Here is a 16596-nt window from a genome sequence, read left to right on the forward strand (position 1 = left end):
AAAAAAACTCCTGCAGGTTGCTGCTGAGCATCGCCAAGCGCGATGGAGCAGGATTCTTGAGATTATTTAAACAAGCCTTTCAGAAGGTCTTTAACAGGCCCTTGAACCTTCTCTTCAATCTCTTTCTTGAGGCGGCCTTCTGCTTCTTTGCGAAGCAGGCTGGCAATGGTGTCACCAAGGCGTTCAGTGTCGATGCCACAATGCTGCTTGCCAAGGGCTCCCTGGCAACGCACAGGCCAGGTGACGTCTACATAATCTTCATTGACCTGACAGGCCGGGTCGCTGTCCGGTGCTTCATTGCCACGGATGTTCAGCCCGACATGGTAGTCCAGTGTCTGCTGCACAAGGTTGATGTTACCATCCCCCTTAAGGTTGAGATTTGAGAGGGCTGCAACCAGGTCATTGTTGACTGCTACACCATTGGTGATGATAAAAGTGCCGCTCAGGTCTTTAAACTGGGTAGAATTGTCCCATTCGGCTTTGGCAAGATCCTTTTTGCGGATTCTGGCAATCCCCTCGCACACCAGCTTGTCGAAGTTGGCGTCCTTGAAAGCCCCCTCTTGAATACGAAATTGCACTTTGCCATTGAGGTTTCTTGTCAACTCACTTTGCAGTTGACCCCGGGTGGAAATGTTCATGTCGGCATTCACATTACCCTGAACCGGCTGCAGGGCTGGCACCGGTTTCGCCAGGGCCTCCAGGCTAATGCCCTTGAGGCTGGCGGAAGCAGTGGCTTTGGGCAGCCCTTTGGTTCGAACATCCAGGGTGGAATCCAGGTTGATCTGCCCTTGATAGAACGCCGAGCCAATGGTGACTTTCTGTCTGGCACCCGCTGCTTTCAGGGTCACTGATGGTTGATCAAAGCGGAGTTTGGCGGCAGTGAGGGAAGACAATTTCAAAGAGCCATCCAGATTCAAGCCCCGGAGCATGTCTTCAGGTATTAATGGCAACTCCTTTGATACCTGCTTGCCCTGTGGGGTCTTTTGAGAAGGAGCAGGTTCTTTCTTGCTGGAGGGTTCTTTCCCATCTTTTTCAGTACTTGGTGGCAGATAGTGATCAAGATTAAGATCGTTGCCTGTAAAACTGAATTTCATGGTCTGACGTTCAAGGTCTGTCACCTTGAAGTAACCATTCACCTTGAAGTCATCCAGTTGAAGCTTGAGCGAGTCGGCACTGAAGTGTTTGCCATCGGTCTGGAACTGGCTGTTAAAGGAGAGGTGGCTGAGGGCTTTTGCATCCGCCATGGGTGGTAGTTGCACTTTGATCTGATTCAGCAGCCTGGCCAGATTGAATGGAGTGACGTCCAGCTGGCCCCTCGCCTGCATGGGGCTCTGCTGATAATGAAGGTTTCCGGTGATGCTCAGCTGCTCAGCTTGGGCAACATCAGGGCTGGTGCTTATGTTGAGGTTTTCAACATCGTATAGCCCCTCCTGTAGATTGAATTTCAGCTTGCCACTGATAATGGAGTTCATTGCCAGGTCCGGTACGCTGATCCTTGCTGCCAGCTTGAAATCGAAGGGGGTTTGTCCCTCGATGGCTCCAGTGGTGAGGCTGGCCTGATCAATGATGTACTGCCTGCCTGCCTGCCGGTCATCGAAGCTGACCAGTAGATTGGCAACCTCAATACTGGCAATATTCAACTCAAGAGGGGGAAGCTTTTCCTGCTTTCCATTCTGCTCTAAGCTATCAGGTGTTTGTTGTGGTTCGCCTTTTTTTTTGCTGCTGGCCCCAAGAGGCTTCTCTACCTGCCAGTTGCCCTGGCCGCTTTTCTCTTTGACCAGGGTTAACTCCAGCCCCTGAAGGGTGGCTGTCTGCATCTCAATGCGCTTGCTGAGCAGGGGAAGAAGTTTGACGCTGACCTCTGCGGAGCCCAGCTGAGCCAGCATAGAGCCATTGGTGCCTGTAACACTGACGTCTTCCAGGGACAGGCCTACCCATGGAAACACAGACCAGCCAATGGGGCCGTTGATGGACAATGTCAGTCCTGTGTTGTCATGCACAAGCCTGGCAATATCGTCCCGATAGTTATTCGGATCTATTAACCGTGGCAAAAGAGCTGCAGCGATGACAACCAGCAGCACCAGCGTCGCCAGTATTGCGACAATGAACTTGAAAATGCGGTTCATGGCTAGCCTCAGAATTGAGAGCGGTACATTTTTGGAGCACTTGAGCAAAATCCAGGCTCAGAGCAGTTGAATGAATTATGCCAGAACCCGGTTCTGTTAACACAGCCCCTGAGCTAAACCGCTCCAATGCATGATGGCCTTACCAATCCGCACTTTCCGGATTGGCGTGGTTTAGCGACTGGCGAGCTGAAGTTTTTTCAGGGAGTTCACCGGGCGGGTCCAGGGGTGCAGAACCAGCGTGGCGTGTTTCATGGCGGGGGATTTGATGGCGGCAATCGCTTCCTGACTGCTGCGGAACTGCCCCTGAACCAGGACGTACCAGTCTTTGCCACCGCGACGCATCTTCAAAGTGACTGCTGAAGATAACTCAGGGAAACGTTCCCTGAGCTGTTGAATGGACTCCGGATTGTTCGCGGAAAACCACTGGATGGTATAGCTTTTTTCCGGGCTGTTCAGAATGTGTTCAGCAGAAATTGTCTCCTTGAGCGGCTGGCTTACAGGCTGGTATGCGTAAAGTTGCTTCTGCTCGTCAGATGTTGATGGGGATATCATTGCCTGTTGGTCGCTGACAACGGATGGGTTGGCCCGTTGATGATTTGCAGACTGGGAGTTATTGCCCCAGGGTTGGTGGTTGTTGCTCACCGGCTGATGGCGTTTAATTACCTGCTGTTGGTTTTTAATGACTGGCTGATGGCTCCGTAATTCCGGTTTTTGATCCCTGGCCCACTGATACTGAGTGGGTTTTTCACGTTCATAGCCAGCGTGGTTGTTTATGGGAGACATTGCTGCTTCTGGAGCTGGCATCTGTGCCTGCCTCAAGTCTGGTTTCTGGCTACTGGCAGGCTTATGGTTGTTTACCAGCCAGGTGCTGGCACTGACATCTCTGGTGCCTGCCGGATTTTCCCAGTTCAGATCCCTTTCGGGCCTGTAGCTGTTAAGAGCCTGCCTGGTTGTAGTGTCTTCTCTGGTCTGGGCCCGGAACTGGCTGGGCTGAGGAGTAGATCCTACAAGAGCCTGCAGGTCTCCCACTTGTCTGACTCTTGGTGAAAAGCGGGCAGAGACCCGGGAGAAAGAAGGGGTTAGCAGGGCATCCAGGGCATCGGAACGGTTAACGAACAACAGGCTGACCAGAACAAACCGGTTCCGGTTATTTCTGCGATAGTGAATGATCTGGGTATCCTGCAGCTCACTGTAACGCAGTTTGGCTCTTTCCAGGGAGGCTTTTCGACTTCCTGCCATCCACTCAATGGTGTAACTGAGGGGATTGGCAGTCAGGACATTGATGCCAGGTCTTGGGCTGGGTCTGGAAAAACGGTCAGGTTCCTGCTCCGGTTGAGGAGGGGTGTCCTGAATATTGTAATCCACTGGCTCCTGTTGATACTGCTCCTTAATGTGGCTGCGGTAGGCTGGAGTGATACTGACGTACATCTCCTGGGTGCTTTGGTCTGGAGTCACAGAATCAGAAACACTGCCCGCTGGGTAGCTGTTATAACGGGGGTTATCAAATTCCTGGCCGTAGGGCAGAGTGGCCAGTTGTGCTGGCTCTGGTTGCCATGAGGAGGACTGGGGTGTAGCTGGTATAAGTGGATTCTGGCCAGCAGTCACCTCCTGTGCATAACCCTCTGAGGAGTAGCTGACAGAAGTTCCATATTCTCTGGTGAAACCGGTGGTGTTTTGTTTGGCTGAGGCCTGAGCCTGGGAGTTGAAGCCCTGTTGAGAAAGGGCCATTGCCAGTTGTCGCTGAGAAGACTCTGGCAGAATGATATCCAGTTGTTGAATACTGGCCAGTGATCTTGTCCAGGGGTAAAGCTCTCTGGCCATCTGGGATCTGGGGGGGGCATCCAGTGCAGATATAGCGGCCATCCGGCTTGGGTATGGGCCATCAAGGAGCATGAACCAGTCTTTCCCCGAACGCCGGTACTGAGCAATAGTGGCATCCTGAAGGACTGGGTAGCGTTGTTTCATGGCTTCCAACTGGTCTCTTTCTCTGGCGGCCATCCACTGAAGTACATAATTATTGTCCGGTGAATTCAGTAGCTCCATTAATACCGCAGACTCAGACGGAGATGTCCCCTGAGACATAGCAGGTTGGGGATTCCTGGTGAACTGCCCGGCTGCTGATGCCGGTTGAAAATTGGATGTGATGGAACGCACAGGCTTCTGGAGCGCCTGGGTAGCCTGGGCCTGAATTGAGCGCAGAGCGTTAGCGCCACGGCAAAGCCAGGGATTATCACTTCCAGGGTGACAGTTCCAGGACAGGTTGGATGACAGTGGTTTTGGAGGCAACAAAAGCCCTTCTGCTACAGGAGCAGTTAAGGAAGTCAGGGCAGCCACGACACAAAGCCTGAGTTGTTTTTCCTTAAACAACATTCGACCGGGCATGGGGTCAGATCCTTTTGTAATCAATTACACGATACCTGACTGACAAGCAAATGCAACCCTCTTTTTTGGAAAAATGTCAATCTTTTTTTCAATCCAGTTTTCCGGCTCAGGATGGTTCAGGAAGTCTATTATTGAGTATTCCATAAACGCTTCCTGGCGGAGTCAATTTTGAGGGATTTGTCATGCAGGGCGTACAGCTGTTCTCATTCTTATCATTAAGGCTGTCACTAAAGCGGTTATTAAAGGCTGCGTCGAAAATTCAACTGGCTCCATGTTCAGTGATACGCAAAATAAAGCAGGGCTTGAGGATGTCGGTATCTTCGGTGGTGGCCTCTTGGGCGATGGCACTGTTGATACTGACGACGATTCCTGCGTTTGCCAGTGCCAATGCCTGTTTTCCCGCCATTGACAGTAAAAAGCAGCAGTACATCGTAGGGTATGGCAGCCTGCTGTATGATCAGTCCAGAAAAGCCCGACAGTTTCAATCCGATCCTGAGGTGCCGGTATGGGTGAGTGGCTTTAAACGTGGGTGGTTGACAAAGACTCGTCCGGACAATGTTAAAAGAACCCGTCTGGGGGTCACCCCCAGTGCAGGGGAAAAATTCAATGGTGTATTGATTCCGGTTCAGTCGGGCAAAGTAAAGGCCATTGACCGGACCCAGGTTCTCCATTGCCGGGTCGCAATAGAGCGTTCCCAGCTTGCTCCAATGGTGGATAAGGCCCTGCCGACAGAGGGGCAGATCTGGATATACCGTACAGAAAGAAAATATGAGGTTCCTCAGCCTACTGAAAGCTACCCACTGATGATGTCGGAAGTGTATGAATTCCTGACCGGCTGTATTGAGCAGCAGGGGCGCTTCGAGCTGAAGGGATTTGCTGAAGAGTGTATTGATAATACACTCAGCTGGCCTCGTCATGGCTATCAGTGGACCGATGACAGCCTGCGGCCTGTGAGTGCCAAGCTGGTTCAGATAAAAAAGGCTGAGGTGAACAGGCTGCTGAAAAAGGTGGAGGGTGACCCCTTCAGTAAACTCAGGGCTGAATAACCGGGCCTGTCTCTATATAATGGCTCTCCCGGCTATCACAACAGACGACAATCCAACCGGAGAGATTCATGGCTGAGCGCAAGGCCAGTGTGGAAAGAAATACCCTGGAAACCCAGATCCGTGTGGCCATCAACCTTGATGGAACCGGTAAGGCAGACTTTCAAACCGGTGTGCCCTTTCTGGATCATATGATGGATCAGATCGCCCGCCATGGGTTGATTGATCTTGAGGTAAAGGCCTCCGGGGATAATGAGATTGATGACCATCACACGGTAGAGGATATTGGCATTACCCTTGGTCAGGCCTTTGCCCAGGCTGTTGGAGACAAGAAAGGGCTGTGTCGGTACGGTCATTCCTATGTTCCTCTGGACGAGGCACTGTCCAGAGTGGTGATCGACTTTTCCGGGCGTCCGGGGCTTGAATTCAATGTGGCGTTCACCCGGGCCATGATCGGGCAGTTCGATGTGGATCTTTTCTATGAGTTCTTCCAGGGCTTCGTCAATCATGCCGGAGTCACCCTGCATATAGATAACCTCCGCGGGCGCAATTCCCACCACCAGATTGAAACGGTGTTCAAGGCATTCGGGCGTGCCCTGCGCATGGCTGTGGCTCCGGATCCACGCATGATGGGCCAGATGCCGTCCACTAAAGGAACGCTGTAGTGGCCATAACAAAAAAAGCAGCCGTTGGAGCAAGTGGTTCATGAAGACAGTTGCCATTATCGATTATGGTATGGGAAATCTGCACTCGGCCTGTAAAGCCCTGGAGCATGTGGCAGAGGTAGATACACGAATCAAGGTTACCTCCAGCCCCGAGGAGATATTAAGGGCGGATAAAGTAGTGCTGCCGGGGGTAGGTGCCATTCGTGACTGCATGGCGGAAATTGTCCGCCAGGGTGTCGATGAAGTGGTCAGGGAAGTAGTGGCTACCCGTCCCTTGCTGGGTATTTGTGTGGGCATGCAGGTGCTATTGGATCACAGCCAGGAAAACGATGGGGTTGAGTGCCTTGGTATGCTTCCGGGAGATGTTAAATTCTTCGGAAAAGAGCTGAAGGGCGCGGATGGAGAAAAACTCAAAGTTCCCCATATGGGGTGGAGCCGCGTCAGTCAGACTGAGCTCTCCCACCCGATGTGGTCCGGCATAGAAGACAATGCCCGTTTCTATTTTGTACACAGTTATCATGCCCATCTGGCCAGTGAAGAGATGGTGGCTGGCCGGTGTGATTATGGCGTGACCTTTGACGTGGCCCTGAGTCATGAGAATATTTTTGCGGTTCAGTTCCACCCGGAAAAAAGTGCGGCCAATGGACTGCAGCTATTAGAAAACTACTTGAAGTGGAAACCCTGAGATGCTTGTAATTCCAGCGATTGATCTGAAAGACGGGGCCTGTGTCCGATTGCGCCAGGGTGAAATGGATGATGCAACGGTGTTCGGGGATGATCCGGTTGCCATGGCCGGGCGCTGGGTAGAGGCCGGTTGTCGCCGGTTGCACCTGGTGGACCTTAATGGTGCCTTTGAAGGCAAGCCGGTCAATGCTAAAGCCGTGAGGGGGATTGCCGCTGAGTACCCGGATACCCCGATCCAGATTGGGGGGGGGATTCGTGACCTGAAGACCATTGAAGCCTATCTTGAAGCTGGGGTCTCCTGGCTGATTATTGGTACTAAGGCCGTCACAGAACCGGCATTTGTGCAACAGGCTTGCCGCGAGTTTGCGGGGCACATCATTGTGGGTATTGATGCCAGAAACGGAAAAGTGGCCACCGATGGCTGGGCCAAGGTGACTGATGTAGAGGTGACCAGTCTGGCCCGTCAGTTTGAGCAGGATGGGGTGTCCGCCATTGTCTATACCGATATTGCCCGGGATGGCATGATGCAGGGAGTCAATGTGGAGGCTACGGTGCAGCTGGCACGCAGCATCTCTATTCCTGTGATTGCCTCTGGAGGCATCACCAATATGGATGATATCCGTGGGTTGAAGGCCGTTGCCCATGAGGGAATTGAAGGCGCCATCATTGGCCGTGCAATCTACGAAGGTACGCTTGATCTGGCTGAGGCCCAGCGCTTCTGTCAGGCATAAGAGATACAGCAATGAACGACGATCAGCATAACAGGCCGGTTAATGTGACGGACATCACCCGGGATGACCGGAATCTGGCCGTTATGGCCCACCTTCTGGCTCTGTTCGGTTTTATGATTCCGGGGTTGAATATCGTGATTCCCCTGGTCATCTGGCTGGCCAGGCGAGATCGTTCCCCTTATGTGGAACACCATGCCCGGGAGTCTCTGAATTTTCAGATAACCCTCTCACTGCTGATGGCACTTTGGATTGCATTGAAGTTAATGCTGGTGGGTTTGTTCCTGTTGCCACTGATTCCTGTGGTGGTGATTGTGGTGTTGGTGTTGATGGTTCGTGCGGCCATGAAAGCGGGTAGCGGTGAGTTCTATCGCTATCCAGTGTCGCTGCGACTGGTAAATTAAAAGGTTGATCCAATGGGGCTGGCGAAAAGAATAATACCCTGTCTTGATGTAGAGAATGGCCGCGTGGTCAAAGGGGTGCAGTTTGTTGATATCCGTGATGCCGGTGATCCGGTAGAGGTTGCCCGTCGTTATAATGATGAAGGGGCGGATGAAATCACTTTTCTCGATATTACTGCCAGTCATGAAGGAAGAGACACAACCGTGCACACGGTTGAGCGAATGGCCAGTGAAGTGTTTATTCCCCTGACGGTGGGCGGAGGAATTCGCAAGGTAGAAGACATTCGTACGATGCTCAATGCCGGTGCCGACAAGGTCAGTATTAATACGGCGGCAGTCTTTGATCCGGAGTTTGTTCAGCAGGCTGCAGACCGGTTTGGTTCTCAGTGCATTGTGGTGGCCATTGATGCGAAAAAGGTCAGCAAGCCCGGGGAGCCTGATCGGTGGGAGATTTTCACCCATGGAGGGAGAAAGCCCACGGGGTTGGATGCGGTTGAATGGGCCGTGAAAATGGAAAATCTGGGGGCCGGGGAAATCCTGCTGACCAGTATGGACCAGGACGGTGTCAAAAAGGGGTACGACCTTGGCGTGACCCGCTCCATTTCAGAAGCCCTGTCGATTCCTGTTATTGCCTCCGGAGGGGCGGGTAATCTGGACCATCTGGTGGACGGCATCAAGGAAGGCAAGGCTGATGCTGTTCTGGCGGCCAGTATCTTTCATTTTGGTCAGTATTCGATCCCCGAAGCCAAGCAGTATATGGCTGAACGTGGTATAGAAATGCGGTTGTGAATGATTAAAGTATTCTGAATAAACAACGGCTGCATTACGTTTTTTTGTCATAGCACACCATCCACCTTATTAAGCTACCAGCAACTATACTGGGGAGTCGTTAAGGTGGCTGGAGCGAACAGAATGTTGAAGAAAATTGTTATACCAATGGTATCCATTCTGGTTGTTTATGGTTCCGCGCTTTATGCGGAGGAGGCCTCTGAGCAAGAGCAAGCAGTCTATGGGGAGGAAGCGCAAGAAAGATTCAAGCGGTATTCTGGTACAGCAAGGAAGGCTCCTCAAGGGGCTTATCCATGGATTGTTAAGCTTAAAGATGAAAACAGCAGTTTTTCTGGTTTTTTGATTACCCAAAAATACGTGCTGACTGCCGGTCATGCTCTTGAGAAATATAAGGACGGTCGTTGTTTAAAGGTTTTTTTTAATAATGCCAAAAAGGCTTACAGCGGAACGGTAAATGCAAGACGATATGTACTTCATCCTGATTATGACAACTTGGAAACAGAGGGGGCGGTAAACGATATCGCTATTGTTGAGTTAGATGGACCGATGATGACTCCCAGTATTGTTAATAGCATTCCAGAGCTAAATACTGAACGTTATAACTGTAAGCAGGTATCTCCCAGATCAAAAGTATTTGGGCCCATGTCAGCAGGCTATGCCGGGGGTGACGTATTATTAAAGATGAAATTGAAATGGGGGTACGGTGCAGTAAATAAGCTTGGTGACTGTCGAAGCAATCACGATGAAGAACCAGCCCTTTATATGTTAAGATCGCGAGTTAAGTATCATAATAATCAGGGACGCATGGATAGCGGTGATTCTGGTTCTCCTTTATTTTACCAGGATACTGAGGGAAGAACCAAGGTTCTTGGTGTGGCCGTGAGCGGAGCTAATGCCATGGATTTTGAACCCGTTGTTAAGCATTTATCCTTCATCAAGTCGGCGACAGGTATGACTGCTTTAGATGAGGTGGAAGATAGTCTGAAACCCCTAGACTGGAAAAATGTTGAGTGCAATGAGGATAACTGGAGTAGAGAGATGGAGTTGATTTCCAGCAGCTCTCCTTGACACGCTCTTCTTTGTATTTTCTTGTGTTCTAATGGAACAAGCGGCTGTTTTAGTAAGCCGCTTGTTTATCTTGTTTATGAAATTCAACTTCCATTAATGATTTTTTTCAGCTCATCACTCACCTCAAAAATCTGACCTCTCAGCTCCTCTGCCAGCTCGTTTTTGAGCCCTTTGATCAATACAATTTCTTCATGATATTCCGAGACCTGGATATCCGGAAGGTCAGCCGGTAACCAGTTGACCTGGCTTCGAAACATATGCAGCCCGTCAGGTTCTGAAATATTGGCCAGGCTCAGGGCCTGGCTGGCGGCACTGTCTCCCAGGGCCGGGTGCCGTTCTTCCGGAAATTCCGATTGCTGGTCGCTGAGGCTCAGTCCAGCGCCCAAATGAACACTGGCAATATTGATTTCGCCGGCTTTTTCAGAGAGTGCGGCAATCATCAGTCCACAATACAGGGCTTCAGTGCTGAAGCCCTCACTGTCATTACTGGAAAAACGGATATAGGCATTACCTTCCGGTGTGTAGGTGACGCTGCCGCCGTAATAGTCGGCGGCCTGGTCAATGATCCTGCTGTGGGTTCTGAGGATTTCCTGGAGATCTTTCGGTGCCAGTAACTGCTGAAGGCGGCCCAGGTTTTTGGCCCGAATGGCCAGAATGGCAGCGGTTTCCAGAACCTGAACAGGCTCCTCTTCCGGCTCTTCCATGCGCATTGCCGTCAGGTGACCTTCTACTATGGACGACAGTCGGCTGACCTCTCCGGTGGGCAGCTCAGCCATTGCCAGGGGCTGGTGGTTGCCAAGGGTTAAGATAGAGCGAAGTTGACGTTCAATGGTGCCCAGCTGCTGTCTCAGGGTGTCGCTGTATAAATACAGAAAAACTAGACCTGCCAGCAGCAGGAGAATGCCAATTGCTGTGATGATCAGCAGGGCTTCTCTTGGTTTCTGGGTTAGCAGGGTTTCATTCAGGGAAAGCCGGGCATAACCGGCAATAACATCCTGATAATGAATGGGGGAAGAGTAAACAGGCCCTGTTAGGGTCTCATCCAGCTTATGGGTGGTGGCCCGGGCAATTCTTCGGTTATCAATGCTGTAAATGCTGGCCTGGGTTACATAAGGGTTTTGCACGAGCTGGCCCAGGAGAACGTTCAGGCTCAGCCGGTCCCCGGTGACCAGCATATCCGTTGCGGCACTGGCGGTTTGCTCACTGAGCAGTTGACCAATGCTGTCTGCCTGATGGCGGCTGGAAGAGGTCATTTCGCTGTTGATGACCAGAATACTCCCCAATGTCAGGGTGGTCATCAACAGCCCGTAAATCAGCATGAACTGGGTGCGAATCGAAAAGCGGGACGCAAGCTGGCTGAAAAGGCCAAGGGGCTTTTTGCGGATACTCAAAAATAGGACTCCAGAGGGGTTAAACTGTTTCAGCCTCCCAGGCTGTTAATAGCCGGAAGCTATATCCTAACAGATCTGCCGGGTTTCAGTATGTCTTGGAGACTCTGTGTTAGACTAGCCGCTGCCTGAACAGACAGATCAGCCGGATAGCCCAGTGAGCGATATCATACTTATTAACGTGACCGGACGAGACAAACCGGGACTGACTTCATCCATTACCTCCATTATGGCGGACTATGGCCTGGAAATTCTGGATATCGGGCAGTCGGTTATCCATGACACCCTGACCTGGGGCATTCTGGTGAGGCTGCCCGATGGCGACGGCTCCGATGGTAAAGGTCAGAGTGCCGACGATTCACTGGATGCCAGGAAAGTGATCAAAGACTTGCTGTTTCACTTCCATGAGCGGCAGTTGCAGTTCAGTTACCAGCCCATCACGGAAGAGGATTATGAACACTGGGTGTCTGAGCAGGGTAAGAACCGTTATATCCTGACCTTGCTCTCCCGCCAGGTTAGTGCCAGGCAGATCGCCAGGGTGTCCAGTATCACCGCTGCCCATGGCTTGAATATTGATCACATCACCCGGCTTTCCGGCCGTCGTTCATTAAGCGATTCAGAGGGATCCGGAAAAAACAACCGGCTGGCCTGTCTTGAGTTTTCGGTTCGTGGTACCACCGTGGATCTGGATGGGCTTCGGGCGGAATTTCTGCGCCTGGCGTCAGAGCTGGATGCAGATATAGCCTTTCAGGAAGACAGTATTTATCGGCGAAACCGGCGACTGGTAGTCTTTGATATGGACTCGACCCTGATTGAAGCAGAAGTCATTGACCTTCTGGCAGACGCGGCCGGGGTGGGGAGTCAAGTTGCAGAGATTACCGAGCGGGCCATGCAGGGAGAGCTGGACTTCAACCAGAGTTTCCGTGAACGGCTGGCTATGTTGAAGGGGCTAGACGAGTCGGTGCTGGCGGATATTGCCCGGAAGTTGCCACTGACGGAAGGCGCCCAAACGCTTATCAGCAGCCTGAGCTCCCTGGGGTATCGCACGGCGATTCTGTCCGGCGGTTTTACCTATTTTGCCCGTTATCTGCAGGATAAGCTGGGTATTGATTATGTGCATGCCAATGAGCTGGAGATTGTGGATGGCAAGGTTTCTGGAGAAGTATCCGGGCCTATTGTCAACGGTGAGCGCAAGGCGGAGCTGCTGAAACAGATTGCAAAAGATGAAGGGGTCTCTCTGGATCAGGTGATTGCCGTGGGTGATGGCGCCAATGATCTGCCAATGCTCAGTGTTGCCGGGCTGGGTGTTGCTTTCAGGGCAAAACCTATGGTGAAACAGAGTGCCCGGCAGTCCATTTCAACCCTGGGGCTGGACAGTATTCTTTATCTCCTGGGGTTCAGTGAGAAAGATCTGAAGTCCCTGGCAACCGATAAAGCAGTCTATAAAAAAGAGCCTGAAAAAGGATGAACCGGTGTTCGCAAGGAGTCGTTTGAACTGATGAAAAGCCGTTTTTCGAATCAAAAGCGCAGTTCCCATTTCGGGTGGTGGCTTTGGGCGGGGCTCTCTCTGTTATTGTCGTCTGCCCATGCACTGGCCAAATCTTCTGATCCCTGGAGCCAGGTTGTGGAAGAGGCCAGGGGGCAAACTGTCTACTTTAATGCTTGGGGTGGTAGCGAACGAATCAATGATTACATCCACTGGGCGGCAGAAGAGGTCAATAGGCGTTATGGCATCACGCTGAAGCATGTGAAGGTCAGTGATGCTTCCACTGTGGTCAGCCGGGTACTTGCCGAAAAAAATGCCGGTCGCCGCAGTGGAGGAACCGTGGACTTGGTGTGGGTCAATGGTGAGAACTTTCGGGCCATGAAACGCAACGGGCTGCTTTATGGTCCCTTTTCAGAGGGGCTGCCGTCTTTTAAGGGGGTGGACCCCGAGCAGAAGCCCACAACGGTGGTGGATTTTGGCGAGCCGGTGGAAGGTATGGAGGCCCCCTGGGGCATGGCTCAACTGGTGTTTATTTATGACACGGACCGGGTCAGCAGCCCACCCGAAAGTGCTGAGGAGCTTCTGGAGTTTGCCCGCCATCATAAGGGCAGAGTCACCTACCCCCTGCCACCGGATTTTATCGGCACTGCATTTTTGAAGCAGCTGCTGATCGAGTTGAGCGATAACGCACCGGAATTAATGAAGCCCGTGAAGAGCGCGGATTTTGAGGCGGTGACGGCGCCACTGTGGAAATACCTGGATCAGTTGCACCCGCTTCTCTGGCGGGAGGGCAGGAGCTTCCCGGCCATCAATACGGCATTAACTCCCTTGCTGGATGATGGAGAGATACTGCTGTCAATGACGTTTAATCCCGCAGATGCCAGTTCTGCCATTGCTACGGGAGAGCTGCCGGACACGGTACGTACTTATGTTCACCGCAAGGGTACCCTGGGGAATTCACACTTCCTGGCCATCCCCTTCAACAGCAGTGCCTCTCAAGCTTCTCGGGTGGTTGCCAACTTTCTGCTGTCCCCGGAAGCCCAGGCTCGCAAGGCCGATCCCCAAGTCTGGGGGGATCCTACGGTATTGACCATGAGTCGTCTGAATCAGAAGGACCGGGCGCGTTTTGACAAGTTGCCCCTTGGCCTGGCGACCCTATCTTCAGAAGCCCTGGGTAAAGCTTTGCCAGAACCGGACAGCTCCTGGGTGCCGGCTCTGGAGCAGGCCTGGTTGGAGCGATACCGATAGTTACTTTTGCTGAGAGCTTCACTGAAAAGAGCGGGCCAGTACCGTTGTGAACGTCCGATCTTCCCTGTCTGCTGTATTGACGACACTGTCACTGCTGCCATTGCTGGCGGGTTTGTACAGTGTCGTTTTTCCCGCGTTTGGCCATTTGCCCGTTCTGGGCTTCAACGGTTTCAGTACGCTGCCCTGGAAACAGCTCTGGGCGACCCCTGAAGTCGGGCCAATGCTGTTTTTGAGCCTAAGTACTGCCATTCTCTCAACGCTGATTTCCCTGTTGATTGCGCTTTCTGTGGTAAGTGTCGTCTGGGGGACCAGGGCCTGGTATAAAACCCGGCGCTGGCTGGCGCCGATGATGGCGGCTCCCCATGTGGCGCTGGCCTTTGGCATTGGCTTTGTGTTGATGCCCAGTGGCCTTCTGGCCAGGCTGGTGGCCCCTGTTGCAGGGTGGGACATACCTCCGGACTGGCATCTGACTCAGGATGCCTATGGTCTGAGCCTGGTGTTGCTTCTGGTGATGAAGGAAACGCCTTTTCTGATTTTTATGTTGATGGCCGCCGTCGCCCAGCTGCCGGTCAGGGGCACATTGAAAGTGGGCAGCAGCCTGGGATATCAGCCCTGGATGTGCTGGATAAAACTGCTGTGGCCACAGCTTTATCCCATGATTCGTCTGCCGGTGTTTACCGTACTGGCGTTTTCGGTCTCGGTGGTGGATGTAGCACTGATACTCGGTCCTACGAACCCACCCACCTTCGCGGTACAGATTCTGAACTGGCTGCAGGATCCGGATTTAAGCTTCCGGCTCCGGGCAGCGGCGGGCAGCCTGGTTCTGTTGTCACTGGTGATTTTGACCATTGGGCTGTTCTGGCTGGGGGAATGTGCCCTGAAAAAAATGGCCAGAGGCTGGCTGGTGAATGGACGGCGAGGTGCAGCGGGTTCATTCTGGCAGGGGATGACGAAAGTAGGTTGGAATCACCTGTTATTGCTGTTTGTGGCCAGTGGCGCTGTATTGATGATCTGGTCATTTGTCTGGCGTTGGCGATTTCCTTCCCTCTGGCCCCAGTGGTCACTGAAAAGCTGGGAAAAGGCCGTGGGACAGCTGGCAGAGCCTCTTACCAATGCTCTTCTGGTGGCCGGTGTTGCGGCGCTAATGGCGATGGTGATTGCGGTATTGTTACTGGAGTTAAATGGCCGATTCTACGGCGGATTGTCTGGAAATCGGCAGCCTGAATATCGACATCCAGCGGTTCAGCCCCGCTGGTGGCATCTGAATACCTATACGAGCATAGTCATGTATCTGCCGTTATTGCTGCCCCAGATGACCTTTCTGTTTGGTATCCAGGTACTGTTGCTACGGCTAGGGATAGAAGGACACTGGTTGACTGTGGCCGGGTTACACCTGATTTTTGTGCTGCCCTATTGCTACTTAAGCCTTTATGGCCCCTGGCAGGGCTATGACCATCGGCAGAGTATCCAGGGCTGGTTATTGTCAGGCTCACGGTTGAAGACGTTTTACCGCATCAAGCTGAAAATACTCTGGCAGCCGTTAATGGCCAGCTTTGCTTTAGGGTTTGCGGTGAGCATTGCCCAATACCTTCCGACCCTGTTTGCCAGCGCCGGGCGGGTCAGTACGGTGACCACGGAAGCGGTCAGCCTGGCATCAGGAGGAAACCGCCGGCTCATCGGAGTGTATGCCCTGGTGCAGATGCTGCTACCTTTTCTATGTTACGCCCTGGCTGTGTTTTTGAGCCACTGGACGGTTCGTAAGGGGCGTTTTTTTCGAAGGATCTCTTGATGGTTCTGGTGATTTCAGTGGCGATAAGGCTGGCCCATACCTTATACCCTGATTCATTGGGGTGGAAACCATCCCGGGCCATCAAGGAGGGTTCTGGATGGATCTCACTACGGATGTATACCCATCCTTGCTGTTGACACAGCTGTTGTATTTTTCTATCCAGAAGGTAGGCCTTGCTTCCCAATACCCAGCTCAGTGGTGGGGGCAGGAGTGGAAATTTATGCAGTTTCGGAATGGAGGTAAAGAAGACATGGGTAGAATGGGAGGAAAAAACACTCACACACTTTTTTAGTTGGTTGATCCATGTAGAGCTGCGGGTAAATGCCGTCGTGTCGTTGACTCCAAAGGTGATGATTAAAATATCGGGCTTCTTTATTGTGGGTTCGAAGGTGAGGGCGTCTACGGCTCTGGCTCCATTCCTTCCCAGTATCTCCCAGTCCAGCTTTGTCTGCAGTGTCTGAGATAACTGGTTGATGATAGGGTGAGTCACTCCCTGCTTCAGGTCTTTTACACCGACTCCGACCACAGGGCTTTCACCAACATGAAGAAGAGACAGGTTCGAGTGATTGATGTGTATCCTTTCTCCATCCGCCTCAGGCAGGCGAACGGCCTTTTTCTTTAGATGCATTCCCTGGAGCAAAATGATCAAAACAAGAAACAGAGGTAGTAAAAGAAGTAATAGCAAAAGTTTCTCCATGTGTTGTTCTTATCTAAACGGAGGGTTGTGGAGTACAGCGAGTTATGAAGTGATTTTATGCTGTACAGAAAGACTTGTCCGGTTTTTTCGAGCAAAATCATT

At 52.1% G+C, this 16596-nt stretch carries 14 protein-coding genes; 10 read left to right on the forward strand and 4 right to left on the reverse strand.

What is annotated here, in order from left to right; translation table 11 throughout:
- Window positions 1–62 precede the first annotated feature (62 nt).
- Entirely contained in the window at window positions 63–2126 is a 2064-nt protein-coding gene (locus ACNRUY_RS13340; RefSeq protein ID WP_488112135.1) for an AsmA family protein, read from the reverse strand.
- Window positions 2127–2297: 171 nt separating this feature from the next.
- Window positions 2298–4508 carry a hypothetical protein gene (locus ACNRUY_RS13345; protein ID WP_488112136.1) on the reverse strand — a complete coding sequence of 737 codons (2211 nt, stop codon included), beginning with the start codon at window positions 4506–4508 and terminating at the stop codon, window positions 2298–2300.
- A gap of 308 nt (window positions 4509–4816) precedes the next feature.
- Between ACNRUY_RS13345 and ACNRUY_RS13350 the strand changes: the two genes are divergently transcribed.
- The 7 genes from ACNRUY_RS13350 to ACNRUY_RS13380 all read left to right on the forward strand — a co-directional run bounded on the left by ACNRUY_RS13350 (window position 4817) and on the right by ACNRUY_RS13380 (window position 9886).
- The gene (locus ACNRUY_RS13350) at window positions 4817–5554 is read left to right on the forward strand and encodes a hypothetical protein (protein WP_488112137.1); all 738 of its coding nucleotides are present in this window, start codon (window positions 4817–4819) and stop codon (window positions 5552–5554) included.
- A gap of 68 nt (window positions 5555–5622) precedes the next feature.
- Window positions 5623–6216: an imidazoleglycerol-phosphate dehydratase HisB gene (gene hisB, locus ACNRUY_RS13355; protein WP_488112138.1), complete on the forward strand. Its 594-nt coding sequence runs from the start codon at window positions 5623–5625 to the stop codon at window positions 6214–6216.
- 40 nt (window positions 6217–6256) lie between these two features.
- The gene (gene hisH, locus ACNRUY_RS13360; protein ID WP_488112139.1) at window positions 6257–6901 is read left to right on the forward strand and encodes an imidazole glycerol phosphate synthase subunit HisH; all 645 of its coding nucleotides are present in this window, start codon (window positions 6257–6259) and stop codon (window positions 6899–6901) included.
- Window position 6902: 1 nt separating this feature from the next.
- Window positions 6903–7631 (forward strand): 1-(5-phosphoribosyl)-5-[(5-phosphoribosylamino)methylideneamino]imidazole-4-carboxamide isomerase, encoded by a 729-nt coding sequence (gene hisA / locus ACNRUY_RS13365; RefSeq protein ID WP_488112140.1) that lies wholly within the window; start codon window positions 6903–6905, stop codon window positions 7629–7631.
- Between the two features lie 11 nt (window positions 7632–7642).
- A complete protein-coding gene (locus ACNRUY_RS13370; RefSeq protein ID WP_488112141.1) occupies window positions 7643–8032 on the forward strand; it encodes a DUF4870 domain-containing protein in 390 nt (129 codons plus the stop codon).
- 12 nt (window positions 8033–8044) lie between these two features.
- Window positions 8045–8818 carry an imidazole glycerol phosphate synthase subunit HisF gene (hisF, locus tag ACNRUY_RS13375; protein ID WP_488112142.1) on the forward strand — a complete coding sequence of 258 codons (774 nt, stop codon included), beginning with the start codon at window positions 8045–8047 and terminating at the stop codon, window positions 8816–8818.
- A gap of 123 nt (window positions 8819–8941) precedes the next feature.
- Window positions 8942–9886: a trypsin-like serine protease gene (locus tag ACNRUY_RS13380; RefSeq protein ID WP_488112143.1), complete on the forward strand. Its 945-nt coding sequence runs from the start codon at window positions 8942–8944 to the stop codon at window positions 9884–9886.
- 83 nt (window positions 9887–9969) lie between these two features.
- Here ACNRUY_RS13380 and ACNRUY_RS13385 read toward each other — a convergent pair whose 3' ends face one another.
- On the reverse strand, window positions 9970–11277 hold the full coding sequence (locus tag ACNRUY_RS13385) for a hypothetical protein (protein ID WP_488112144.1): 1308 nt from the start codon (window positions 11275–11277) through the stop codon (window positions 9970–9972).
- 154 nt (window positions 11278–11431) lie between these two features.
- On the opposite strand from ACNRUY_RS13385, the gene serB reads away from it, so the two are divergent.
- The 3 genes from serB to ACNRUY_RS13400 are packed head-to-tail and all read left to right on the forward strand — an operon-like array spanning window position 11432 to window position 15797.
- On the forward strand, window positions 11432–12742 hold the full coding sequence (gene serB, locus ACNRUY_RS13390; protein ID WP_488112145.1) for a phosphoserine phosphatase SerB: 1311 nt from the start codon (window positions 11432–11434) through the stop codon (window positions 12740–12742).
- Window positions 12743–12772: 30 nt separating this feature from the next.
- Window positions 12773–14008, forward strand: a complete 1236-nt coding sequence (locus ACNRUY_RS13395; protein ID WP_488112146.1) for an ABC transporter substrate-binding protein — start codon at window positions 12773–12775, stop codon at window positions 14006–14008.
- 46 nt (window positions 14009–14054) lie between these two features.
- Window positions 14055–15797, forward strand: a complete 1743-nt coding sequence (locus ACNRUY_RS13400; RefSeq protein WP_488112147.1) for an ABC transporter permease — start codon at window positions 14055–14057, stop codon at window positions 15795–15797.
- On the opposite strand, the gene ACNRUY_RS13405 is transcribed toward ACNRUY_RS13400, so the two are convergent.
- Complete coding sequence (locus ACNRUY_RS13405; RefSeq protein ID WP_488112148.1) at window positions 15682–16425, reverse strand: SGNH/GDSL hydrolase family protein; 744 nt, start codon at window positions 16423–16425, stop codon at window positions 15682–15684. The genes ACNRUY_RS13400 and ACNRUY_RS13405 overlap by 116 nt on opposite strands.
- Window positions 16426–16596 lie beyond the last annotated feature (171 nt).

It is taken from the genome of Endozoicomonas sp. Z74 (assembly GCF_057680865.1).